The sequence below is a fragment of the Paraperibacillus esterisolvens genome, from assembly GCF_046237625.1.
Taxonomy (GTDB): Bacteria; Bacillota; Bacilli; order Bacillales; family DSM-1321; genus Paraperibacillus; species Paraperibacillus esterisolvens.
The window spans coordinates 3187079-3211833 of the sequence record NZ_CP143545.1 but is presented as its reverse complement, the minus strand read 5'-3'; the positions used below and the strand labels follow the sequence as shown (position 1 = coordinate 3211833).

The window sequence follows — 24755 nt, the reverse complement described above, 5'->3', positions numbered from 1 at the left end:
ACATGGAACGCATTAATGACACACTGAATAAACTTGCAAATCGCGGCCAGTTCAAGGAAAGATATGCAGCCCTGTCGAGAGAGACGCTGAAGGATCCCGATATCAGGCATTTCCTTAATGAAAACAGTTCGCTTATAACGGAAGAGATTATAGAAAGAAGCATTGGTAAGTTATATGAATTCAGCACTCAAAGCAAGGAATGCAATAAATGCCCATCTCTTGAAGGCTGCATCAATATTGTACCGAAGCACCATCCTCGCCTCGTGCTGAGAAAGGGATATATCGACGTAAGCTATGACCAATGCCCTCGCAAAGAGCTGTCTGATGAAAAAATGAAACATGAAAAGCTGATTCAGAGCCTGTATGTTCCTAAGGAAATATTATCTGCCTCTATAGCGGATTATGATTATAATACAAGGGAGCGGCTGGCCGCGCTGGAAAAGGCGCATGAGTTTGTCGAAAATTACAACCCAGGCACCAAGCTGAAAGGCCTTTATCTCCATGGGAAATTTGGAGTGGGCAAAACCTATCTTCTGGGCGCCATCGCCAATGAATTGGCCAGAAAGAGAATTTCTTCCCTGCTTATTTATGTTCCGGACTTCATGAGGGAAATTAAAAACTCGATTTCAGATAATACACTTTCTGAAAAACTGGATATGGTTAAGAAGGCACCTGTTTTGATGCTCGATGATATAGGGGCCGAAACGATGAGCAGCTGGGGAAGGGATGAGGTCCTGGGACCGGTCCTTCAGTTCCGGATGCTTGAGGACCTGCCGACCTTCTTCACCTCCAACTTCGACTTGAATCAGCTTAAAAACCATTTGACCGTTTCACAGCGGGGAGAGATCGAAGAAGTGAAGGCTGCCCGGATTATGGAGCGCATCCGATATCTAGCCGAACCTGTCCTCCTTGACGGAGCGAACCGGAGAGGATCCTGATCTTATCTCTATTCCCAGCGGAAAGCGGGCGCCTGCAGCGGACATCCACTTTCATCTTCAATAGCCACAATAAATACGAAAACAGCTTTTCAAAAAAACAATTAAAAGAGGGTATTCCAAACGTCTGGAATACCTTCTTTTTCTTTTCCCGGATTTCAAAAGGCTTCTAAACCCCCGGCTTATCCCATATACATATTGACAGGAAGCGGTGTCAGGGGGGATATCATTTGGTGTTCATTTATTTCGATGAAGAATGCGATGCACGTAAGGTACTTGAAATCATAGCTGACGGGCACTTTGGGTGCAGAGTGCTGGAACTGATACATGTTAAGCCTGGTTCAGGTTTGGCCATAGCTGTAAAGGATGAGACAATCAGCCTGCTGATCGAGGCATTGAGTGCAGCCATCCATACCTTTATCATCTCCTCAAAAATCTACGCATGGATGGAAAATATTATTAAGGCAAAATTTTTTTATGCGGAACAGGAAGAAATTGATCAGATTGTGGAAATTGCCGGGGGAATTATCGAAAACCGGAGGGAGAAAGAGCTGTTCAATGTGGTGGATCAGCGGACATTGGCAGAAAATCTGCTGGCGATGCTCCTCAGTGATGTATCCTTCTCATTCGACTCGTTTGCCAGGTTCAGGCTGAAAGGCATCACTGAATCACTTATGCCTTTCATTGAGCAGGCCATCGATGAGTATAAGATGGAACAGGATTATCAGGACTTTATCCAGACATTAAGGGAGTTCATGCTGTCGCAGCCCGGGAAAACGAAGGCACTTCACCTCCTTCATGACGAAGCACTCCACTTTTATAATGAGTCCTTTAAAAAACTGGAAAACGGAGAGCTTTCAAGGCTGGTCGACAGGAGGCTGCTTGCCGAAAATCCGGTTTATATAGATTCCAAAACAATTGCGCCCCTAATATCCATCGCCCCCCAGAAGCTGGTTGTATATACGGATAAAATGGAAGACGGCCTGATTCAGACTATACTAAGAATCTTTGAGGAAAGATCCACCTTGAAAACAAGGGACTCATTCGCGAAGGAACGGCAGCTCTTTTTTGAGCAGCCGGCCCAGTAATAGGAGCAAAATAAAAAGATCGGCAGGTCTTGCATTTCCATGTGTAACAAACTATAATATGCTACATACTATTAGTTATATTTTGAAAAGTAATGATAAGGATAAGGGTATCCTCACAACGTTTTCTAGAGAGGGAAGACTAGCGCTGAAATCTTCCTATTACGGGCAGGATGCTTACCACCTTTGAACTTCAGCCGTGAAAGAATAGTAATGGCTGACGGAGGAACCGCCGTTAAAAGGTTTCTGAGTGTCATTTTCCAGCGGGGAAATGAAACGAGGGTGGAACCGCGGGTTTATACTTAAATGTTAATAAAGCTCGTCCCTGTATGCATATACAGGGGCGGGCTTTTTTTGATTTACCCAAAAATGGACCAGGAGGCGCAGGGAAAATAGCGCCCTCATAAAGAACAGGAGTGGAAAAAATGTCTGAAATGATTAAGCTGACGTTTCCGGATGGAGCGGTAAAGGAATTTCCGAAAGGGACAACAACCGAAGAAATTGCCTTTTCAATCAGCCCCGGGCTTAAGAAGAAAGCACTGGCCGGGAAGGTAAGCGGCATTCTATATGATTTGAAGAGGCCTGTTGAATCAGACGGGTCAATTGAAATAGTGACACCTGACAGTGAGGATGCACTGGAGATCATGCGGCACAGCACGGCCCACCTATTGGCACAGGCTGTCAAAAGGCTGTATAAGAACGTTAAGCTTGGTGTCGGTCCGGTCATTGAAGGCGGCTTTTACTATGATATGGATTCAGAAGATTCGCTTACGCCTGAAGACCTGCCGCTGATTGAGAAAGAAATGAAAAAAATCATCAATGAAAATCTGGAAATCATCCGTGAAGAGGTCAGCCGTGATGAAGCGGTGCAAATGTTTAAGGACATCCCGGATGAATACAAGCTGGAATTGATTCAGGCTATTCCCGAGACAGAAACCGTGACCATATACAGGCAGGGTGAATTCTTTGACCTTTGCCGCGGGGTTCATGTTCCTTCAACAGGGAAGATAAAGGAATTCAAGCTGCTGAGCATTGCCGGTGCCTACTGGAGGGGCAGCAGCGATAATAAAATGCTGCAGCGCATTTATGGAACGGCCTTCTTCAAAAAAGAAGACCTGGCCGAGCATTTGAGACTGCTTGAGGAAGCAAAAGAGCGCGACCACCGGAAATTGGGGAAAGAATTAAGTCTTTTCACCAACTCCCAAAAAGTCGGTCAGGGGCTTCCGCTCTGGCTGCCGAAGGGAGCGACCATCAGACGCATCATTGAACGCTATATTGTGGACAAAGAAGTGCGCCTCGGCTATGACCATGTATATACACCGATCATGGGAAGCGTCGATCTTTACAAGACTTCCGGCCACTGGGATCATTACCGCGAAGACATGTTCCCGGTCATGGATATGGATAACGAGCAGCTGGTGCTCCGGCCGATGAACTGCCCGCATCACATGATGGTCTATAAAAATGCAATCCACAGTTATCGTGAACTTCCAATCCGAATAGCAGAACTTGGCACCATGCACCGCTATGAAATGTCAGGTGCACTATCAGGCCTGCAGCGCGTAAGGGGAATGACTCTTAATGATGCTCATATCTTTGTACGCCCGGATCAAATTAAGGAAGAATTCAAGCGTGTGGTAAACCTGGTGCTCGCTGTTTATAAGGACTTCGATCTTAATGATTATTCATTCCGTCTTTCCTACCGGGATCCACAGGATACGGAGAAATACTATGATGATGATGAAATGTGGAACAAAGCACAGGCAATGCTGAAGGAAGCCATGGATGAAATGGGACTCGATTATTTCGAAGCAGAAGGGGAAGCTGCTTTCTACGGTCCAAAGCTCGATGTCCAGGTCCGGACAGCGCTTGGAAAAGACGAAACACTTTCCACCGTGCAGCTTGATTTCCTTCTTCCTGAACGCTTCGACCTGACGTATGTAGGAGAAGATGGCAAGCAGCACCGGCCGGTCGTCATTCACCGCGGCGTCGTTTCAACGATGGAGCGCTTTGTCGCCTTCTTGATCGAGGAGTACAAAGGCGCATTCCCGACATGGCTTGCTCCTGTACAGGTACAGGTGATCCCAGTTTCGCCGGAGGTTCATCTGGATTACGCGAAAGAGGTACAGGAAAAGCTGCAGGCTGAAGGACTCCGGGTGGAGCTGGATCACCGTGAAGAGAAAATTGGCTATAAAATCCGTGAAGCACAAATGCAGAAGATCCCATATATGCTGGTAGTAGGAGATAACGAGATCAGCGGGGGCGCTGTGACTGTGAGGAAGTATGGCGAGCAGAAATCAGAGACAGTCAGCTTTGAATCATTCGAGGAAATGATCCTGGGTGAAGTAAGAAAATAAATAAAAGGCTATGACGAGGACAACAATCAACCGTGATCCTTCTTTCCAGAGAAAAGGGTGCTTGCTGGAAGCCCTTAAGAAGAATGGCTGATTTACCGCCTGCCGAGCCATTATGGGGAAATCATAGTATCCATAATCGGGTAAGACCGTTATTCTCTTATGAAGCATGGAGGCTGAGCCTTCATGGAATCAGGGTGGAACCACGGCGCACATCGTCCCTAATCACGGGATGATGTGCGCCTTTTTTGTACCCTTTTTCAGGCGGGCTAAAGCTCCCGCAAAGCCGCCAATTTCCGGCAAATTAAATATATATGCAATGACAGGGATATGCAGGATATAAGGCTCTCTTACAGAGAAAAAGGCCCCGGCTGAAAGCCTTTAAAGCAGTCTGTATCCTATACCCCCCTTGAGCAATTACAGGGAACCCAAGTATCTGTAATCGGTTAATCCGTTATCTTTAATGAGGAGCAGCTGCCTAAAGGCCTAAGGACTTCCCCAAATAAGCATAGAGTGCTTGTGAGGAGGCTTAAGGTCATGGCAGCAGCTTGAAATCAGGGTGGAACCACGGCGTACATCGTCCCTATTTACAGGGAGGGTGTGCGCCGTTTTTTTATATTTAAAATCTAGGAGGAGAAGGAATGAAACCAGCAGATGAAATGGAGTTAAGGAACCACAGGAAACTGGGACAGGAGCTTGGATTGTTTACATCAATGGAGGAAGCGCCCGGGATGCCATTCTTCCTGCCAAAAGGCATGGCGTTAAGAAATGAGCTTGAAGCTTTTTGGAAAACAAAGCATCGGCTTGCCGGCTATCAGGAAATCAAGACTCCCATCATGATGAAGCAGGAGCTTTGGGAGAAGTCGGGACATTGGGAACATTATCATGAAAATATGTATTTCTCGGATGTGGATGGCAGGCGTTATGCCATTAAGCCGATGAGCTGTCCCGGCGCCGTCCTGGTCTATAACAGCAGACTAAGGAGCTACCGGGAGCTGCCGGCCCGATTTGCCGAGCTCGGGCTCGTGCACCGCCACGAGCTGTCCGGCTCGCTGAATGGACTGCTCAGGGTCAGGTCCTTCACACAGGATGATGCCCATCTGTTTGTACGGGAAGATCAAATAGAGGCTGAAATCAGTGCCATACTCGATTTGATTCATGTGTTTTATGAAAAGTTTGGCTTCCGGTATGAAGTCGAGCTCTCCACACGCCCGGAGGAGTTTATGGGAGAAGTAGAAATATGGGATAAAGCGGAGGCATCCCTGGCATCAGTCCTGAAGTCTAAGGGACTTCTGTTCAAGGTCAATGAAGGGGATGGGGCCTTCTACGGCCCCAAGATTGATTTTCATATCATGGATTCGCTCGGGAGAAGCTGGCAGTGCGGGACAGTTCAGCTCGACTTCCAGATGCCCCGGAAATTCGGATGCACATATATCGGGGAAAACGGAAAGGCGCATGTGCCTGTCATGATCCACCGGGCTATCTATGGATCAATCGAACGCTTTATGGCCATTCTTATCGAACATTTTGGAGGCGGATTCCCATTGTGGCTTGCTCCGGTTCAGGCAGGAATTATCCCGATATCAGAGGTGCATTTGGATTTTGCGTTAAAAGTCAGGAATGAACTCGAAGCGGCGGGCATACGCATTGAAATCGATCCCCGTCCGGAAAAAATCGGCCTGAAAATCCGTGAAGCAGAGATGCAGAAGATTCCCTATATGATTGTCATTGGAGACAGGGAGATGCAAAGCGGCATCATGTCTGTAAGAGGGCGAAAGGATAAAAAGCAGGACGCATTGAACATCAGCCAGATTCTCGAAAAGTTTTCTTCAGAGATGGAGAATTGAAGATCCGGGACCGCACAGTGAATTAATTTTCAGTTTTTTAAAATACCGCTTGCAAGTAAGAGGTAAGTTTGATATGATTACTTCTGTTGTGAAAAATAATTAAGTGGTTGACACCTAGCCGTTTTCCATGATATATTTTCTAAGGTGAATTGAATACGTGTTTGAGAAAAAGAAGAGGCACCCGCTTCTCACCTGGTCTGACGCATAAGCTGTTAGCAGGTTCATGATGATTAACTGACTTTGTCTATTTAGTCTATCAGTGTGGGTGTATCTTGCATCCGCACTTTTTTATTTGCTTACTTAGATGCAATTGCTGATCATGGTGAATGTAAAAGCGTTTGTTTGAAGCAGACAGTCCAAACAAGCTTTAATTTTACTCAAAACGCTTCGTTCGCCGAAAAAACCTTGGAGGTGGCTAATTATTAGCAAACAAGACATGATGGTAAACGAGGGCATCCGTGCCCGCGAACTTCGTCTAATTGACCAAAACGGAGAGCAATTAGGAATCAAAACAAAATTTGAAGCCTTAGAAATTGCTGCGCGTGTAAATCTTGACGTCGTATTGGTTGCTCCAAATGCAAAGCCTCCAGTAGCCCGTATCATGGACTATGGAAAACATCGTTTCGAGCAGCAAAAGAAAGATAAAGAAGCACGCAAAAACCAAAAGATTATCAATCTTAAAGAGGTGCGCCTCAGCCCGACAATCGAAGAACACGATTTTAATACAAAGCTGAAGAATGCCCGCAAATTCCTTGAAAAGGGAGACAAAGTAAAAGCATCTATCCGCTTCAAAGGACGTGCAATCACACATAAAGAGATAGGCCAGCGTGTGCTTGACCGTTTCTCGGCAGCGTGCAAAGATATTTCTACTATTGAAACTCATCCTAAAATGGATGGCCGGAGCATGTTTATCTTATTAGCACCTAAAAACGAAAAGTAATGTTATGAGGAGGAATCCCTTATGCCAAAAATGAAAACTCACCGTGGATCAGCTAAGCGCTTCAAAAAGACTGGATCCGGTAAACTGAAGCGTTCCAACGCTTACACAAGCCACTTATTTGCAAACAAGTCTACTAAAGCCAAGCGTAAGCTTCGCAAAGCCAGCCTAGTCAGCAAAGGTGACTTCAAACGCATTCGCCACATGTTAGACAACATTAAGTAATTTAACCGAGATTTATATAGGAGGGAAATAACATGCCACGTGTAAAAGGCGGTACTGTTACTCGCAAACGTCGTAAAAAAGTCATAAAATTAGCTAAAGGTTACTATGGTGCAAAGCACATTCTCTTCAAGGTAGCTAACCAACAAGTAATGAAATCCCTGCAATATGCATTCCGTGATCGCCGTCAGAAAAAGCGCGACTTCCGTAAGCTTTGGATCACTCGTATCAATGCAGCTGCACGCATGAACGGTCTTTCTTACAGCCGTTTAATGCACGGTTTGAAGCTTGCCGGCATCGATGTAAACCGCAAAATGCTTGCTGAGCTTGCTGTAAGCGATGCTAATGCATTTGCTGAATTTGCAAACGCAGCTAAGAAACACCTTAACCAGTAATATATAAGGGATGCTCGGTCTTCGGGCATCTTTTTTTATTGGATGCATGACTATAAAATTAGAAGGAAAGCAGGATAATGGAAGGGATACATATCTTACTATCATATTTTCTGATCATCAATATGGCAGCCCTTGGCATAATGAAAGCAGATAAGGAAAAGGCAAGGAAGAACCAATACAGAATTGCGGAAAGCACGCTCTGGCTCTTTGCGGCAGGCGGGGGCTCCCTCGGTGCGTGGATGGCGATGTACCTCTTCAGGCATAAAACGAGGCACCTTTCCTTTAAGCTGGGCTTTCCGCTGCTGGCGCTTGCCCATCTGTTCCTGCTGTATCTTTTATTAAAATAGTAGAGTATGGATGGATAAGGAGAAGTCTACGATGAACTACAACTTAAAAGTCAAACTATTGAATGATGACGCGCTTCTGCCGCACCAGGCGAATCCCGGGGACGCGGGTCTAGACCTCGCTTCGGCAGAAGAGAAAATCATCAGGCCCGGAGCAGCGGAGCTGATCAGCACGGGAATTGCGATAGAGCTTCCCGAAGGTACGGAAGCCCAGGTAAGGCCAAGGAGCGGTCTGGCATTAAAGCATTCCGTTACAGTACTGAACAGTCCGGGGACCATTGATGAAGGATACAGAGGGGAAATCAAGGTCATCTTAATCAATCATGGCCGGGAAGACTTCAAAGTGGAAAAGCAGATGAGGATTGCCCAGCTTGTTGTAGCACCTGTAGCCCGGGTAACTATTTCGGAGGCTGGGGAATTATCTGCTTCCGTTCGGGGGCAGGGCGGCTTCGGGTCTACCGGGACCCGGCAGGCGGATTAGCCCGAACCGGGACTGGCGGGATGCAGGCAGTTTTATTGCTTTGGCTTACAGGCGGAACCTGCGGCTGCCATCACCCGCGTCATCTTAAGTCACACCCAATAATAGCGACAATTACGAGTAATCCAGATGCGGGTTACTCTTTTTCTATGCCTTCAAATTAAGAAAACTCTAAAAATATAAATTTACCATTGAATATACTTCTCAATTGCTGTTATGATGATAAATGAAAATGATTATCATTACTGATAACCCTGGAGGATTACATAATGAAAGCAATTAAAATAACAGGAGCCCTGATGTTATCGGGCAGCCTCCTATTTGGATGTTCAAACAAAGAACAGGCTGAAAAAAGCGAACCGGCAAAAGAAAATAAAAAAACAGAATCCAATGAAAAAGCCCTTAAAGAGGTAACGGACCAATATCGGGCTTATGCAATCGGGGAGATTGAACAGTTTGTAAAAGCGACAGACGCCTTCACCGCTGCAGTGAAGGCCGGAGATGTGGAAAAAGCCAAAGCATTGTACGCTCCTGCCCGCGTCCACTATGAGCGCGCCGAGCCAATTGCTGAGGCATTTGGCGATCTGGACCCTAAAATCGATGCCAGGGAAGGCGATGTCCCTGCTTCTGAATGGGGCGGATACCACCGGCTTGAAAAAGGGTTATGGCAGGAAAAAACAACAAAAGGCTATGAGAAATATGCGGATCAGCTCTTGAAGGACGTAAATCTGCTCAGGGCGAAGGCGGATACGGTTGAAGTGACGCCGGACTTATTGATCACGGGTGCGGTGGATCTGTTGAACGAGGTTTCCACATCAAAGGTAACAGGTGAAGAAGACCGATATTCCCACACCGACCTGTATGACTTTGCTGCAAATGTAGAGGGAGCGGAAAAAATCTACCAGCTCCTGGACCCTGCCCTCAAAGAAAAGGATGCAGAACTTTCGAAGGAAATCGGTGACCGTTTTGCCCATGTGTTCAGCCTGCTGGACCAGCAGAAAAATGGCGATGGGTACAAACTCTACACAGACCTTACAAAAGCGGAGGTAAAGGAGCTCAGCCAGGCAATCGATGCGCTGGCCGAACCGCTCTCCCAAATCGGAATAGCAACGGAGGCATCTTAATGGCTGGAGATGTAAACGGAAAAGCAGAAGGGAATAGAGGCGGCAAAAAGTTTTCAAGGAGAGAGATCCTTAAAACGGCTGGTGTCGGCGGTGTGGGAGTGCTCATAGGGGCCTCAGGACTCGGCAGCCTGCTTTCAATTACTGAGAGCAATGCCGAAAGCAGTGCACAAGAGAAGGAAGATATTATCCCTTTCTACGGAAAGCATCAGGGCGGAATCCTTACAAAGCCGCAGGACCATGTATATTTTGCATCGCTGGATGTGACAGCTTCAAGTAAAGGGGATCTCTCCCGTCTGTTTAAGTCCTGGACAGAGGCAGCCGCACTCTTGACTGAAGGAAAGCCGGTCGGCGGCCATACAGACAATGGATATCTGCCCCCGAAGGATACTGGAGAGGCAGACGGATTGTCACCGTCCCATCTAACAATTACGTTTGGTGTCGGTCCAAGCCTTTTTGTAAAGAATGGAAAGGACCGATTTGGCTTAAAGCATAAACAGCCAAAGGAATTGAAAGACCTTCCGAAGTTTCAGCTTGATGCATTGGAAGAAGAATGGACCGGCGGCGATCTCTGCATACAGGCGTGTGCGGATGACCAGCAGGTTGCCTTCCACGCGGTAAGGAATCTAATCAGGATTGCAAGGGGCAAGGCTGTATTAAAATGGGCCCAGCCTGGCTTTCAGCGTTCCAGACAGTCTGATAAGAAGGAAGGTACTCCCCGGAATTTATTTGGATTCAAGGATGGGACCGTGAATTTGGATACAAGCAGCGAAGCAGAAATGAACAAGCATATCTGGGTCCAGCCCGGAGACGGCCCGAACTGGCTTGTCGGAGGCAGTTATCTTGTGGTGAGAAGGATCCAGATGTTCCTGGAGGTGTGGGACCGTACCAATCTGAAGGAACAGGAGAACACCTTTGGCAGGCATCGCAGCACCGGTGCTCCGCTTGGTAAACATTCTGAATTCGATAAACTGGATCTGAAACACAAAAATGAGAATGGGGAATACACCATTCCTGAAAATTCCCATTCACGCCTCTCCCATGGAGATGGCTCACAGCAGATACTGCGCCGGGGATTTTCCTACTCCAGCGGCATGGATGTAAAAACCGGCAGCTTTGATGCCGGACTCCTGTTCATGTGCTTCCAGCGGATGCCGAGCAGGCAGTTCATCCCCATCCAGGAGCGGCTGGCCAAGAGTGACAAGCTAAATGAATATACATCACATCGCGGCAGCGCTTTATTCGCCTGCCTGCCTGGCACAAGGCCAGGCGGTTATATAGGAGAAACTCTTTTTAACTAGTCCCCTATTCACTGAGGAGAGATATATGATGAAACGAATGGCCTTTTATGCAAAAACACTGATCATTCTGTTTGCACTATCCCTGTTCTTCCAGGCAGGCCAAGGGTCAGCAGCCGGGGAAAATCATGATGAGCTGTTTGTTCTCATCGGCGACAGCCTGATGAAAGCAAAGGATGGGGACAAGGAAACCATCACAGCCAACATGAATCAGTTTTCAGCGGACTGGAAAGCCATCAAAGATGCCGGCAGCAAACAGGCAGGGACGGTTGATAAAAAAGTAAAAGAGGTCAACAGCCTGCTTGCTGAAGACACGATGGATGAAGAAGGGCTGGCCCGTGCATTGTCCTCTCTGTCAAGCGCGCTGGCCGCTTATGATAAACAGCAAAACCCTGCTGATGAGGCAGCAGGGATGGAACAGGTGAAAAAGCTTCTGCCGGTCATCGCCGATTTTGAGAAAGCTGCAGAAAACCCAGCCAATCATGACCTTTCTTCATTTTACGGAAAGGTCATGATGCAATGGACGGCTTCCGAGAAGTTCGTGCATGATAAAAGCATTGCTTCTTATGGAAACATTGAACGGCATCTTGCACTGATTCGTATTTCCATTACCCAGGAGCCTGCAGATCTGGCCAAGGCAGACAGGAGTTTGAAAAATTTACATACAGAAGTTGAAAACTTCATAGCAGGCAAGTCAGCCAAACAAGTAAAAGGAGATTATTCGCTTTCAGATGTATTTGGCTTATTAAATGAAGCAGAAGAACAGATAGCAGGCGGACAGCATAAGGACGCCGTGAAAGGCCTGAATAAACTCCTTACCATCTGGCCGATGGTCGAGGGAGATGTCCAGACGAGGGACAGCGGATTGTACAGTGACATGGAAACAAGGGTGCCTGCCGCTCTCAGTCTATTAAACTCAAAAAAAGTGGATGCTGAAAAAGCAGGATCCATAGTGGGGGATCTTGGCGACAGGCTTGCGCCTCTGTTAAAGAAAACCAGCTATTCATCCTGGGATTCAGCGCTGATTCTGCTGCGCGAAGGCCTGGAAGGACTGCTCATCGTCGCCTTGCTGCTCTCTTTCCTAAAGCAGATGGGGCAGGGAGACAAACAGAAGTGGATATGGACCGGAGTCGCTGCTGGTGTATTTGCCAGTGCAATATTGGCTATAGTCATACATATGTTATTTTCCAGCCTCACCGCTGCCTCAAGCAGGGAATACATCGAGGGCCTGATAGGACTGCTTGCTGTCATCATGATGCTGACAGTCGGTGTCTGGCTCCACAAAAAATCCAATATAGGCAGCTGGAACAGGTATATTAAACAGCAGATGAATCAGGCGGTCGCAAAAGGAAGCCTCCTGTCATTTGCCGTGATCAGCTTTCTATCCGTTTTCCGTGAAGGTGCAGAAACCATCATCTTCTATACAGGCATCACCCCCTATATAAGCATGCAGCAGCTTGTAACAGGGATTGTCGTCGCTGTGATTATATTGGCTGGCGCCGGGTATGCCATCATCTCCTACTCAGTCAAAATTCCGGTCCGGATCTTTTTCAGGGCAGCCACTCTCCTGATTTACGTACTTGCTTTTAAAATCCTTGGAGTCAGCATCCATGCCCTGCAAATTTCAAAAGTGTTCCCGACCACTACAGTTACCAGCCTTCCTTTCATTGAGCCGATTGGATTCTATCCAACATTGGAGACCGCAGTCACACAGGTTTTGCTCCTCTTGATCATTGGAATGGCTGCATGGCTTATCAGAAAAAAAGAAACGGCAGGAGCGGTTGCTGCCAAATAATATAGCGGCTGCCTGGGGCAGCCGCTTATTTTAATGGTGGAAAGGGATACTGGACTGTTAGAGTTGCCTGAATTCAGATGGAACAGCCTAAAATGTCATAAAACACCAATATAAGACCAAGCCAGCGATAAACAGTACCTGGAATGTTTCATATGGTTCAGCTCAGGCAAGAATGGAAAGCAGGAGATTGTCATGAAAGGAGAGGATAACATTGATCCTGGCTGCGTATATCATTTCGGCGGCCATTTTGTGCCGCCTGCCTTTAATCGGACGTCATGTGAATGTGCTTCATACTTTGGTTCATGAAACAGGACATGCCCTCACTGCATTGATGTTCGATGGGAAAGTAAAGAGCATGAAGCTGTTTTCCAATTCGGAAGGCGTCATCCTGACAGGATCCAGATCAAGTATGGGCAGAATCATGACCAGTCTGGCCGGCTATCCTTTTTCTTCAGGAATTGGTTTACTCTTCTTTATCCTGCTTTCAAACGGCCATGCCCAATGGGTATTTTATAGTTTGTTTTTGCTGGCTGCAGCGGCACTTTTGTTCTGGGTACGGAATATGTACGGCATAATCTGGTGTGCCGGCTTTCTTGCGTTCCTTGGGTGGGTGCTTTCAACGGGCAGTACAGTATGGGTGACAGGGGTTTCCATGCTATTGGCAGGGACTGTCCTCGTCCAGTCCCTTTATTCAGCCTTCCATATTCTCTGCCTGAGCTTCAAGAGCCCCGGGGAGGCGGGGGATGCATCCAGCCTCGCGCAATTCACCTTCATTCCCGCCCAGGTGTGGGGAATCACCTTTTTCGGGACAGCCGTGGCAGCATTTGCTGTGGTCTGCTGCACTTGTATATAGGGAGCACCCCCCGGCGATTATCGGTTCAGGCCGTTTTCAAGGAGCTGAATCATTTCCTTTTTTTCATTTGCAGGTGCGTTTTTCCAGAGGATTTCAAAAAGTACGCCGAGTCCTGGGAGCATTTTTTCCTCGCCCTTTTGAATGGCATCCAATATGGTAGCCTCGATCTGGTCTGGTGTGTGGCCGGTGACATTATGTACTACCGCATGGCGCAGGTTAATGTTCATTTTATTCCCTCCAGCATAATTTGTTTTCCTTAGATAGCTTTTGCTTTTCCGGCATTTAATATGTGTGAAATCTGGGCTATAATAGGAAAATCAGTGTTGAATATCAAGGAGGGAAAACCGGATTGAAATATATTGAATCTCCCAAGAACCCTTCTGTAAAGCAGTGGAAGAAGCTGCTCACAAAGAAAGAGCGGGATAAAACGGGTAAATATTTAATTGAGGGATTTCATTTAGTGGAAGAAGCCCTGAAGGAGAAAGACCTGGTTTTGGAAATCATTCTCCAGGAGGATATTGGACTGCCATCTACGCTGGATCTTAGCGGACAGGATATCACATATGTTTCGGCCGAGGTTATGAGGTCCGTTTCTGATACAGAAGCCCCACAGGGAATTGCGGCAATCTGTGAACAGAGGCATGCTGAGGCAGCGATCACTGGCGGCGGACAGTTCCTGCTGGTGGATGCCGTGCAGGATCCGGGCAATCTCGGAACGATGATACGGACAGCAGATGCAGCCGGAATGGATGGTGTCATTTTGGGGGAGGGCAGTGCGGACCCTTATAATCCAAAGGTCATCCGATCGACACAGGGAAGCCTTTTTCATATACCGGTAGTCAAATCGGAGCTGTCCGGCTTCATGGCATCACTTAAGGAAAAAGGCATACCAGTATACGGAACCTCGCTAAAAGGGGCGGTGCCCTTTGAAACTGCTGAAAAGCAGGAGCGCTTTGCCCTGCTCGTAGGGAATGAGGGAAAGGGCGTAGACGACAGATATCTGGCCGAGACCAATCAAAATCTCTATATCCCGCTATATGGCAGGAGCGAGTCCCTGAACGTAGCAGTGGCAGCAGGGATTCTCCTGTATCATCTAAAAAAATAACAGCAGGCAGACTTGCCGCTGCATATTCTATAATGCACTTTTCTAAATGAGTTTTACAAGATGATTAAATTGTATAGGGTTATTCGGCTGAAAGGTGAGACCCCTCAGGCTAAGACGAGGTGGGACACCGCCCGCCCAGCGCAGGCGGGGTGCCTGTAGCGTAAATCTTTAATAAACCGGAAACAGACTTCTGTAAAAATTAAATTTGAAACGTCTGTTGGGTTATATTATAATAAGTAATAAATTTTAATAAGAAAAGACAATGATAGAGAAGAGTAGCGCTTGCGGATTCCTTTTAAGGGAGAAAATGCCTGGACTGAGAGCATTTTCAAAGGATGGCTCGTGTGAAGTTCACCTCTTGAGTCGGCATCGGGACCACAGAATCTGTGTAAAGATGCACCCGGCCATAGCCGTTATCCTAATTGAGTGAGCGCTGAAAGTTTTAGCGTTAACAAGGGTGGTACCGCGAATCAATGCCTCGTCCCTTTTTTGGGGACGGGGCTTTTTGTTTTCTTTTCTTAGCTCTATAACGATAAGGAGGATTTAAAAAATGAAGGAAAGACTGCAGGAACTCCAGGCTGAAGCGCTTCAAAAAGCGGCGGAAGCACAGGGCCTAAAGGAATTGAATGAAGTAAGGGTTTCATATCTTGGCAAAAAAGGGCCGATTACTGAAGTGCTGCGCGGGATGGGCAAGCTTTCTGCCGAAGAGCGTCCAGTCATCGGGGCTCTAGCAAACGATGTGAGAGAAGCCATCGCAGCCGGCATCGAACAAAAACAGGCGCAGCTGGAGGAAGCGGCCATTTCTGAAAAGCTGGCTGCAGAGAAAATTGATGTAACCCTGCCGGGAAGGCCGGTTAAACAGGGCAGCCGGCATCCGCTTACAATGGTAGTAGAAGAAATTGAAGATCTTTTCATCGGAATGGGCTACCAGGTTGCCGAAGGTCCCGAGGTCGAGAAGGATTATTATAACTTTGAAGCGCTGAATCTACCAAAGGGACATCCGGCGCGGGATATGCAGGACTCTTTTTATATTACAGAAGAAATCCTGCTCCGCACCCACACTTCACCTGTGCAGGCAAGGACGATGGAGAAGCATGAAGGCCGCGGTCCGGTTAAAATTATCTGCCCCGGAAAGGTATACCGCCGGGATAATGACGATGCTACCCATTCCCATCAATTTATGCAGATTGAAGGACTTGTAGTGGATGAGAACATCAGGATGAGCGATTTAAAAGGCACGCTTGATGTGTTCGCGAAAAAAATGTTCGGAGAAGACCGCGAAATCAGGCTGCGTCCAAGCTTCTTCCCTTTCACAGAGCCTTCTGTGGAAATGGATATTTCCTGCAAAGTCTGCGGCGGAAAAGGCTGCAGTGTCTGTAAGGGAACTGGCTGGATTGAGATCCTGGGAGCAGGCATGGTTCACCCGAATGTATTGGAAATGGCCGGCTTTGATTCTAAAAAATATACAGGGTTCGCGTTCGGAATGGGGCCGGAGCGTATCGCGATGCTTAAGTATGGAGTGGATGATATCCGCCATTTCTATACAAATGATGTTCGTTTCTTATCACAGTTTTTCAAGCATGAAGGTTAAAGAAGGAGGATGAATCATGTTTGTTTCATATAAATGGCTGCAGGATTATGTAGATCTGTCCGGCATTTCACCGGAAGAGCTTGCAGAGAAAATCACGAAGAGCGGGATTGAAGTAGAAGGTGTCGAAAAGAAGAGCGAAGGACTTAAAGGTGTTGTCATCGGCCATGTGGTCGAGAAGGAAAAGCATCCACAGGCTGACAAACTGAACAAATGCCAGGTGGATCTTGGGGGAGATCAGCCAGTACAGATCATCTGCGGCGCACCGAATGTCGACAAGGGGCAGAAGGTTGCAGTAGCTACTGTCGGGGCCGTGCTTCCAGGAAACTTCAAAATAAAAAAAGCGAAGCTCCGCGGGGAAGAATCCAATGGGATGATCTGCTCGCTTCAGGAATTGGGGATCGAGCCCAAGGTTGTGGCAAAGGATTATTCCACTGGCATTTTCGTCTTCCCGGCTGATGCTGAAGTCGGCGAGGACGCCCTGTCACAGCTCGGATTGGACGATTCTATCCTGGAGCTTGGTCTTACCCCAAACCGGGCTGATGCCATGAGTATGCTGGGAGTTGCGTATGAAGTCGGCGCCATCCTCGGCAGGGAAGTGAAATGGCCTGAAACTGGCAGCACTGCCGCAAGCGAACAGGCTTCGGACTATATCTCAGTCCGTGTGGATGCAGAAGAAGATAATCCATTATACACGGCAAAGGTCATTAAGGATGTAAAAGTGGGGCCGTCTCCTCTCTGGATGCAGACCCTGCTTATGAACAGCGGAATCAGGCCGCATAATAACATCGTGGATATTACAAATTTTGTCCTGCTGGAATACGGACAGCCGCTTCATGCTTTCGACTATGACAAGATTGGCTCAAAGGAAATCCTTGTACGGCGTGCCCATGAGGGCGAAAAGATTGTCACGCTTGATGACGCAGAGCGCACCCTGAATGGTGACAACCTGGTCATCACAGACGGCAGTAAGCCGGTTGCAATTGCCGGTGTCATGGGCGGTGCCAACTCAGAGGTTGGTTTGGATACCATTACCGTCCTTCTGGAATCAGCCTATTTTACTGGTCCTGTAATCAGAAAGAGCTCCAAGGGGCAGAATCTTCGGAGTGAGGCGAGCTCCCGTTATGAAAAAGGCGTGGATCCCGCCCGTGTCCTTAAGGCAGCTGAACGTGCAGCAAGCCTGATGGCTGAATATGCCGGGGGAACAGTCTTGAGTGGAACGGTAATTGCAGATACCCTGAAGGCAGAACCGGCTGTAGTGTCAACCAGCCTTGAGGCAATAAACAGACTGCTGGGTACCGGGCTCGTCCTTGATACGGTGATGGATATTTTCAGCCGCCTGCAGTTCCAGGCTGAAACTGAAGGAAATGAGATTATTGTCACAGTACCAACAAGACGGGGAGACATCACCATCGAAGCAGACTTGATCGAGGAAGTTGCGCGTCTCTATGGATATGACCATCTTCCGAAAACCCTGCCTGTGGCCGAGTCAACTCCCGGCGGTCTGAGCAGCTATCAGCTGAAACGCAGAAAAACAAAGAGTTATCTCGAAGGAGCAGGACTGTACCAGGCTGTGACTTATTCTCTGACCTCAGAAGAGAAAGCAGGCCAATATGCACTTGAAAAAGGTGAAGCAATCAAGCTTGCCATGCCGATGAGTGAAGACCGCAGCACCCTCCGCCTGAGCATCGTGCCGCAGCTTATTGAAGTTCTGAAGTACAATACAGCCAGACAGGCCGAATCACTTGCCATCTATGAAACTGGCTCTGTGTTCCAGAAGAACGGAGGAGAGGAACTGCCTCTTGAAAAGGAACATCTTGCCGGGGCAATGACCGGTCTATGGGTAACTCATCCATGGCAGGGCGAGAAAAAGCCTGTTGATTTCTATGTGGCAAAAGGCATTCTCGAAGGTCTCTTTGAAGTGCTTGGACTGGGCAGTGCCATCAATTTTGAAGCAGCAGAAGCAGAGGGCATGCATCCGGGACGGACAGCCGCTATAATGCTGAATGGCGAAACTATAGGATTTGTGGGCCAGATTCATCCGAAGGTCCAAAAAGATATGGATTTAAAAGAAACGTATGTGTTTGAAATATCGCTGCAGGCCTTGCTTACGGCAGAAACAGCGCCGATTGCATACCAGGCAATCCCTAGATTCCCGTCCATCACCAGGGATATAGCCCTTGTTGTAGATAGAGATGTAGCGGCAGGCACAATCTATGATGTGATATCTTCAGCCGGAGGCAGGCTTTTGAAAGAGATAGCTGTCTTTGATTTATATGAGGGAGAACGGATGGAACAGGGCAAGAAATCCCTTGCCTTCTCGCTGAAATATGTGGATCCGGAACGCACGCTTACTGATGAGGAAGTAACCCGCGCCCATGAAAAAGTATTGAAGGCAGTCGAAGACAAGACTGGTGCAGTGCTGAGAGCATAAATAAGAGTCTAGAAGGCCGGCTTTTCGGATCAGTTCAGCTGTTTCCGGGGAGCCGGCTTTCGTTTTCATCCAGCGAAATTCCTGTTGTCCGAAATTGAAACCAGGACAGCCCTGGTTCGTAAATAAGGGATAACCTGGAAATTTTATCAAAGTCATGTTATGGGGGACCCTATTTGTATTATCCAAAGCTGAAAAAACAGGGAATTAAACTCAGGAAAAAGAGAACCCGGAGTAAAAGTGATCGGGAGAGCCGGGACTCAGGATTTTCAATTTTTGATGATTCTTCTGGCTGCTGGAGTGGGCGTCAAAGGGAATCATCAGCCTGGTAAAGGCGGCTCCTGAGGATTTGGGATTGATCAAGAAAACAAGGAGGCGGACCATATGAAGCGCGAGTCAAGCTGGAAGCTTTTGCTGGGGCTTATAAAAGAAACAAAGCCGCCGAGGCTTCTATTTGGCACAGCCCTTTTTCTCAGCCTGCTAAATACGGCAGCGGGGCTTTCCATACCGCTGTTCACTAGCAAGGTGATAGACGGATTTGCACGTTCTTTGGATTATGGACTGATCGGCTGGATCACAGCGGCTTTTTTTGCCCAGGCGATAGCAGGAGGGATATCTGTTTACATGCTTGCGAGAGTCGGGCAGCATGTTATCGCTTCTCTAAGAGAAAGGGTGTGGGGCAGGCTGTTGATTTTAAAGGTCCCGTATTATGATACTCATCAGACGGGTGATACCGTCAGCAGGATGACGAATGATACGGGCATCATCAAAAATTTGATTACAGAGCATCTGGTCGGTTTTATATCAGGTGTCATCTCCATCATCGGGACAATCATCGTCCTATTCTTCCTGGACTGGCCGCTGACTCTGGTGATGTTTTCTGTTATCCCGCTATCCATGCTGATCTTAATCCCGGTCGGGAGGAAGATGGTGAAAATCTCAAGGAGCCTTCAGGATGAAACGGCAGGCTTTTCTGCCAATCTTACCCGGGTCCTTGCGGATATACGTCTTGTGAAGGCATCGAATGCGGAAGAGATGGAGTACCAGCGGGGAAGGCAGGGGATCCATTCACTTTTCCGCCTTGGGATAAAAGAAGGAGTCATTCAGGCACTTCTGTCCCCCTTGATCTCTTCGATGATCATCATTATTCTCGTGCTGATCATCGGATATGGGGGACTGAGAGTATCAACGGGGATGATGACGGCTGGTGAACTGGTGGCGTTCTTTATTTACTTATTCCAGATCATCATGCCGATCACATCGATTGCCGCCTTTTTCACACAGTTCCAGAAAACACTTGGGGCGACGGAGAAGGTCATGGGTATTTTATCCCTTGATGTGGAGGAACTGGATAAAGGATCAGAAGAAGTAGAGCCAGGCCAGGCCATCACCCTGAAGGAGGTTACATACGGCTATCAATCCGGAGGGAAGGTCCTGGATGCAGTGAGTTTCACGGTCAATCCATCATCCGTCACAGCCATCGTCGGTCCGAGCGGCAGCGGAAAAACGACACTATTCTCCCTGCTGGAAAGATTCTATACGCCAGATTCGGGCGAAATTCTAATCGGCAAAAAGCCGATATCGGAGATTTCCCTGAAAGCATGGAGGAGCGGGATCGGGTATGTTTCCCAGGAAAGTCCGGTGCATGCCGGTACGATAAGGGAAAATATCTGCTATGGAGTCCATAGAAAGATATCCGAGGAGGAATTGCGGCAGGCGGGCAGGATGGCTTATGCTGATGTTTTTATAGAGGAACTTCCTAAGCAATATGATACAGAAGTGGGTGAGCGGGGTATCATGCTGTCTGGCGGGCAGCGGCAGAGGATAGCTATAGCCCGGGCGCTCCTCAGGAATCCGAGGATCCTGATGCTGGATGAAGCAACCTCAAGCCTTGACAGCAAGTCGGAAATCGTGGTTCAGGAAGCTCTTCAGAATTTAATGAAAGGGCGGACAACCCTTGTGATTGCACACCGGCTGTCAACTGTCATTGATGCAGATCAGATTATATTTCTTGAAAAGGGAAGGATCACTGGCAGGGGGACTCATCACGAGCTCCTTGAAACGCATGAGCTGTACCGTGAGTTTGCAGAAAGGCAGCTCAGGGTGCCGGATAGGAGTCAGGAATAAAAAGGAAGAAGCCTGCGCGCTATATGCGGCAGGCTTCATTTTTAATTAAGAACGGTATTTCTTTTGATAAAGCGCCCTTGCCTTTGCAGTATTGGCGAAGTGGGTCTTCGTGAACTGCCCGAGAGCAGCCTCGCCTTTTTCGTGGATCAGCCTGGCTGCGGCAATGTCCACCGCCGGCCCTGCCCCTTTGGGAAGGGTGAAGCCAGCGCTTTGGCTGAGAAGTTCAAAGTGCTTTACAAACGCATAGCGTGCAAGGATTGATGCCGCCGCCACACTCAGGTGGATGCCTTCGGCTTTTGTGCTGAGATAGGTGTTTTTTGCTTTGAATGGACGGGAACCCTTTAGATAATTAAAAAAGACCCCAGGCTCGGCGAATTGGTCAATAAGCACCCCGTCAGGCTCAGCCGGGGCAATTTTCTCTAGCACTTTCTTGATAGCCTGATTATGGAGCAGTGCCTTCATCTTTCCCTGGGACATGCCGCCAGCCTGCAGCTCATTATACTTTGAATTGTTGAGGACCAGGAGGCTGTAGGGCACAGTCTCCTTTATGAGTGCCGCAATTTCCATGATCTGCGGATCTTTAAGATTCTTTGAATCTTTGACACCCAGTTCTTTTAAAAGCGGGAGGTGGCGGCTTGCAGCATAAACAGCAACCACTGTCATCGGCCCAAAGAAATCGCCTGTCCCCACCTCGTCAGAACCAACCAGTGACATTCCTGCTATATCTGCCGGAGGTGAGTAGGAATGATTTTTTACGGATGACGCTTTCTTCGGGGCGGCTTTTGGTGCTGCGCTGCCCCATGCACCTGCTTCTTCTTCAGCCCGCGGCCCCTGGAAAAGGACTTTACCGGATTTATAAGCTGTAATGGAGCAGCCAGGGACTTTTGCGGAAAAGAGCCCGCCTGGAGGAGTTTTATCACTGATGGCTGATGAGTAGTGGGCCTTCATTTTCTGGATGGAAGATGAATCTAAAACTAATACTGCATTGGACATATTAGGTGCTCCTTCTATTCAAGATTGAGGTGATGCTCCATTTTTCTTCTGAAAGCCAGAAAAAGGAATGGTCCCCGCTTTTCAAGGATTAAAAATTCATGGTATGATATAGATTAGGATTTTTTAAGAGATTGGGGGCATCATTTTGTCAGACCATAATAAGAGAAAAATAACAGTTGATATATATGGACAGCAATATACCATTGTTGGAGCTGAAAGTTCAAGCCATATTCGGATTGTGGCTTCAATGGTTGATGATAAAATGCGCGAGATCAATGCAATGAACCCAAGGCTTGATGTCAGCAAGGTTGCAGTGCTCACCGCTGTCAATGTTATGCATGATTATTTAAAGGTAAAAGACGAACTTGAGCAGCTTAAGATGCTTGCTGCAAGAAAAAAGGATTGAAAACAGAATGCTTGATTTAATTATACTTGTAATCTTTATCATGGGCCTGCTGGTCGGGCTGAAAAGAGGATTCATCCTGCAGCTGGTCCACCTGACGGGCTTCATAGCTGCCTTTATAGCCGCTTACATATATTATGATGATTTGTCTCCGAAGCTGAAGCTCTGGATCCCTTTTCCATCCGTGGGAAATACAGATTCGATGGACCTGGTCTTCAAATCCGGCGGCCTGGACGAAGCCTATTATAATGCCATTGCCTTTGCCATTGTCTTCTTTGCGGTAAAGCTCGTCTGGCAGCTTATCGGATCCATGCTGGACTTCATTGCCCACCTGCCTATCCTTAAACAGCTGAACAGTCTGGGCGGCGCAGTCCTCGGCATTTTGGAAGTTTATCTCATCGTGTTCATTTTGCTCTATATCGCTGCCCTTGTCCCTGTCGAATCCATACAGGGACCCATGAATGATTCCTTCCTGGCAGAATCCATCGTAAAAAATACCCCGCTGCTCTCTGAAACAGTGAAGGATCTATGGTTTAAATATATCCCTATGTAACTTCTCTTTCCAAGGGAAGTTTTTCTTTTAGTGAGAGCCGCCTCCTAAGGTTACCTGCGTCACTTATGTTGCTAGGACCCAAAATAAACGGTATCTTAAAATTATGGGAAATAATCTGGGAAATGGGGGACAGACCCCTAAAAGGTGAGGTGCAGAGTTTGTTTAATAAAAAGGATATTGTTCATTTGCTTGAAACGATTGCTATATATATGGAATTAAAAGGCGAAAACCAGTTTAAGGTGGCCGCGTTCAGGAAGGCAGCAGGTGCTCTTGAAGCGGATGACAGGAGTCTTGGGGAGATTGAAGATTTTACAGCGCTTTCCGGCATCGGGAAGGGAACAGCCGCTGTCATCGAAGAATATATAAGGGACGGGGAATCAGCGGTTTTGGCTGAACTTCAGGAAGAGGTTCCAAAGGGGCTGATCCCCCTCCTGCAGCTTCCGGGCATGGGCGGCAAGAAAATTGCGAAGCTGTATAAGGAGCTCCATGTAGAAAGCATGGAAGACCTGAAGGCTGCCTGCGAGGAGAAGCGGGTCCAGGATCTTGCGGGCTTCGGCAGGAAGACCGAGGAGAAGATCCTGGCGGCCATAGCTGAGTTCGGTACACGGCCGGACCGGCTCGGTCTCGCCTTCATGCTATCGATTGCGGATGATGTAGAAGCATCACTGATGAACCTTAAGGATATTGAAAGATTTTCACGAGCGGGAAGCATTCGCAGGATGAAGGAGACAATCAAGGACCTGGACTTTATCATCGCCACAGAAAACCCAGAGTCTGTCAGAGAGCAGCTGATCTCTCTTCCTCAGGTGAAAAGCATAATTGCGGCTGGCGATACAAAAGTGTCTGTAACTCTGTCTTATGATTATGAAGTATCGGCAGACTTCAGACTCGTCAAACCGCATGAGTTTATTACAACCCTGCACCACTTCACCGGATCCAAGGATCATAATGTGCGGATGAGGCAGCTTGCAAAGGAACGCGGCGAGAAAATCAGCGAATATGGAGTGGAGACCGAAAATGACGGCGTCCTGACCTTCCGTTCCGAGGATGAATTCTACGCTCATTTCGGGCTCCCGTTCATTCCGCCTGAGCTCCGGGAAGACGGAACAGAAGTCGAGCATTATTCTTCAGACTTCGGACTCGTTTCGCGTGAGGATATCAAGGGAGACCTCCATATGCACTCCACCTGGAGTGATGGCGGCCATTCCATTGAGGAAATGGTGGAAGCCTGCCGGGCAAAAGGATATAAATATATGGCCATCACCGACCATTCACAATACCTGAAGGTCGCAAACGGCTTGACGGCAGACCGTTTGAGAGAGCAGAAGGAAATCATCCGGTCGCTGAATGATAAATATGATGATATATTGATCCTCTCTGGCATTGAGATGGATATACTGCCTGACGGGACACTGGATTATGATGATGAGCTCCTGAAGGAAATGGATTTTGTCATTGCCTCGATCCATTCAAGCTTTTCGCAGCCGAAAGAAAAAATCATGGAGCGCTTGAAAACGGCGCTGATGAATCCCCATGTTGATTTGATAGCCCATCCGACCGGCAGGGTCATTGGCCGGAGAAAAGGCTATGAAGTTGATATGGACATGCTGATACAGCTTGCAAAGGAAACGGGCACTGCACTGGAGCTGAATGCAAATCCTAACCGCCTGGATCTTGCTGCCGAGCATTTGAAGAAGGCGCAGCAGGCAGGTGTGACAATTGCCGTGAACACGGATGCACATAATATCACCATGCTTGAGGACATGGACATAGGCGTTGCCCATGCAAAGAAGGGCTGGCTCAAAAAGGGCACTATTTTAAATACGAAGAACCCGGACGAATTGCTTTCGTTCCTGAAAAGAAATGATTAACACCTTGATTTGAAGGAGGG

General features: G+C 47.7%; 22 protein-coding genes and 4 other annotated features. Of the genes, 20 read left to right on the top strand and 2 right to left on the bottom strand.

The window, feature by feature from the left end; all coding sequences use genetic code 11:
- The first annotated feature begins 2 nt into the window (after nt 1-2).
- From dnaI to V1501_RS16180, 13 genes are all read left to right on the top strand, one after another.
- Complete coding sequence (gene dnaI, locus V1501_RS16240; RefSeq protein ID WP_409289718.1) at nt 3-938, top strand: primosomal protein DnaI; 936 nt, start codon at nt 3-5, stop codon at nt 936-938.
- A 230-nt stretch (nt 939-1168) separates the two neighbouring features.
- The gene (gene ytxC / locus V1501_RS16235; RefSeq protein WP_409293414.1) at nt 1169-2023 is read left to right on the top strand and encodes a sporulation protein YtxC; all 855 of its coding nucleotides are present in this window, start codon (nt 1169-1171) and stop codon (nt 2021-2023) included.
- Between the two features lie 83 nt (nt 2024-2106).
- Nucleotides 2107-2350 (top strand) — a binding site (T-box leader).
- Between the two features lie 95 nt (nt 2351-2445).
- Complete coding sequence (thrS, locus tag V1501_RS16230; protein ID WP_409289716.1) at nt 2446-4377, top strand: threonine--tRNA ligase; 1932 nt, start codon at nt 2446-2448, stop codon at nt 4375-4377.
- A 1-nt stretch (nt 4378) separates the two neighbouring features.
- Nucleotides 4379-4600: a binding site (T-box leader), on the top strand.
- A gap of 415 nt (nt 4601-5015) precedes the next feature.
- Nucleotides 5016-6221 (top strand): threonine--tRNA ligase, encoded by a 1206-nt coding sequence (thrS, locus tag V1501_RS16225; RefSeq protein ID WP_409289715.1) that lies wholly within the window; start codon nt 5016-5018, stop codon nt 6219-6221.
- Between the two features lie 163 nt (nt 6222-6384).
- Nucleotides 6385-6517 (top strand) — a sequence feature (ribosomal protein L20 leader region).
- A gap of 140 nt (nt 6518-6657) precedes the next feature.
- Nucleotides 6658-7161 (top strand): translation initiation factor IF-3, encoded by a 504-nt coding sequence (gene infC / locus V1501_RS16220; protein WP_101640371.1) that lies wholly within the window; start codon nt 6658-6660, stop codon nt 7159-7161.
- 21 nt (nt 7162-7182) lie between these two features.
- Nucleotides 7183-7383 carry a 50S ribosomal protein L35 gene (gene rpmI, locus V1501_RS16215; RefSeq protein ID WP_204543049.1) on the top strand — a complete coding sequence of 67 codons (201 nt, stop codon included), beginning with the start codon at nt 7183-7185 and terminating at the stop codon, nt 7381-7383.
- Nucleotides 7384-7415: 32 nt separating this feature from the next.
- On the top strand, nt 7416-7775 hold the full coding sequence (gene rplT, locus V1501_RS16210) for a 50S ribosomal protein L20 (RefSeq protein WP_409289712.1): 360 nt from the start codon (nt 7416-7418) through the stop codon (nt 7773-7775).
- A 77-nt stretch (nt 7776-7852) separates the two neighbouring features.
- The gene (locus V1501_RS16205) at nt 7853-8122 is read left to right on the top strand and encodes a DUF1294 domain-containing protein (protein WP_409289710.1); all 270 of its coding nucleotides are present in this window, start codon (nt 7853-7855) and stop codon (nt 8120-8122) included.
- Nucleotides 8123-8153: 31 nt separating this feature from the next.
- Complete coding sequence (dut, locus tag V1501_RS16200; protein WP_409289709.1) at nt 8154-8600, top strand: dUTP diphosphatase; 447 nt, start codon at nt 8154-8156, stop codon at nt 8598-8600.
- Between the two features lie 266 nt (nt 8601-8866).
- Nucleotides 8867-9721: an iron uptake system protein EfeO gene (gene efeO, locus V1501_RS16195; RefSeq protein WP_409289707.1), complete on the top strand. Its 855-nt coding sequence runs from the start codon at nt 8867-8869 to the stop codon at nt 9719-9721.
- The gene (efeB, locus tag V1501_RS16190) at nt 9721-11019 is read left to right on the top strand and encodes an iron uptake transporter deferrochelatase/peroxidase subunit (RefSeq protein ID WP_409289705.1); all 1299 of its coding nucleotides are present in this window, start codon (nt 9721-9723) and stop codon (nt 11017-11019) included. Before efeO ends, efeB begins: the two co-directional genes overlap by 1 nt.
- Nucleotides 11020-11044: 25 nt before the next feature.
- A complete protein-coding gene (locus V1501_RS16185) occupies nt 11045-12811 on the top strand; it encodes an FTR1 family protein (protein WP_409289703.1) in 1767 nt (588 codons plus the stop codon).
- Between the two features lie 211 nt (nt 12812-13022).
- The gene (locus tag V1501_RS16180) at nt 13023-13664 is read left to right on the top strand and encodes a M50 family metallopeptidase (RefSeq protein WP_409289702.1); all 642 of its coding nucleotides are present in this window, start codon (nt 13023-13025) and stop codon (nt 13662-13664) included.
- 17 nt (nt 13665-13681) lie between these two features.
- On the opposite strand, the gene sspI is transcribed toward V1501_RS16180, so the two are convergent.
- Entirely contained in the window at nt 13682-13891 is a 210-nt protein-coding gene (gene sspI / locus V1501_RS16175; RefSeq protein WP_409289700.1) for a small acid-soluble spore protein SspI, read from the bottom strand.
- A gap of 122 nt (nt 13892-14013) precedes the next feature.
- Between sspI and V1501_RS16170 the strand changes: the two genes are divergently transcribed.
- From V1501_RS16170 to V1501_RS16155, 4 genes are all read left to right on the top strand, one after another.
- Nucleotides 14014-14769 (top strand): TrmH family RNA methyltransferase, encoded by a 756-nt coding sequence (locus V1501_RS16170; RefSeq protein ID WP_409289698.1) that lies wholly within the window; start codon nt 14014-14016, stop codon nt 14767-14769.
- Nucleotides 14770-15022: 253 nt separating this feature from the next.
- Nucleotides 15023-15258 (top strand) — a binding site (T-box leader).
- A 61-nt stretch (nt 15259-15319) separates the two neighbouring features.
- A complete protein-coding gene (gene pheS, locus V1501_RS16165; protein WP_409289697.1) occupies nt 15320-16360 on the top strand; it encodes a phenylalanine--tRNA ligase subunit alpha in 1041 nt (346 codons plus the stop codon).
- A 16-nt stretch (nt 16361-16376) separates the two neighbouring features.
- Entirely contained in the window at nt 16377-18791 is a 2415-nt protein-coding gene (pheT, locus tag V1501_RS16160) for a phenylalanine--tRNA ligase subunit beta (RefSeq protein ID WP_409289696.1), read from the top strand.
- 381 nt (nt 18792-19172) lie between these two features.
- Nucleotides 19173-20915: an ABC transporter ATP-binding protein gene (locus V1501_RS16155; protein ID WP_409289694.1), complete on the top strand. Its 1743-nt coding sequence runs from the start codon at nt 19173-19175 to the stop codon at nt 20913-20915.
- Between the two features lie 45 nt (nt 20916-20960).
- Here the strand turns inward: V1501_RS16155 and rnhC are convergent, their stop codons facing one another.
- Nucleotides 20961-21908, bottom strand: coding sequence for a ribonuclease HIII (gene rnhC, locus V1501_RS16150; RefSeq protein WP_409289693.1), 948 nt, complete (start codon nt 21906-21908; stop codon nt 20961-20963).
- A 145-nt stretch (nt 21909-22053) separates the two neighbouring features.
- Here rnhC and zapA point away from each other — a divergent pair, with 145 nt between their 5' ends.
- The 3 genes from zapA (at nt 22054) to polX (ending at nt 24735) form a co-directional block, all read left to right on the top strand.
- Nucleotides 22054-22314: a cell division protein ZapA gene (gene zapA / locus V1501_RS16145; protein WP_409289691.1), complete on the top strand. Its 261-nt coding sequence runs from the start codon at nt 22054-22056 to the stop codon at nt 22312-22314.
- A 7-nt stretch (nt 22315-22321) separates the two neighbouring features.
- Nucleotides 22322-22864, top strand: coding sequence for a CvpA family protein (locus V1501_RS16140; RefSeq protein ID WP_409289689.1), 543 nt, complete (start codon nt 22322-22324; stop codon nt 22862-22864).
- Between the two features lie 209 nt (nt 22865-23073).
- On the top strand, nt 23074-24735 hold the full coding sequence (gene polX / locus V1501_RS16135; protein ID WP_409293412.1) for a DNA polymerase/3'-5' exonuclease PolX: 1662 nt from the start codon (nt 23074-23076) through the stop codon (nt 24733-24735).
- Nucleotides 24736-24755 lie beyond the last annotated feature (20 nt).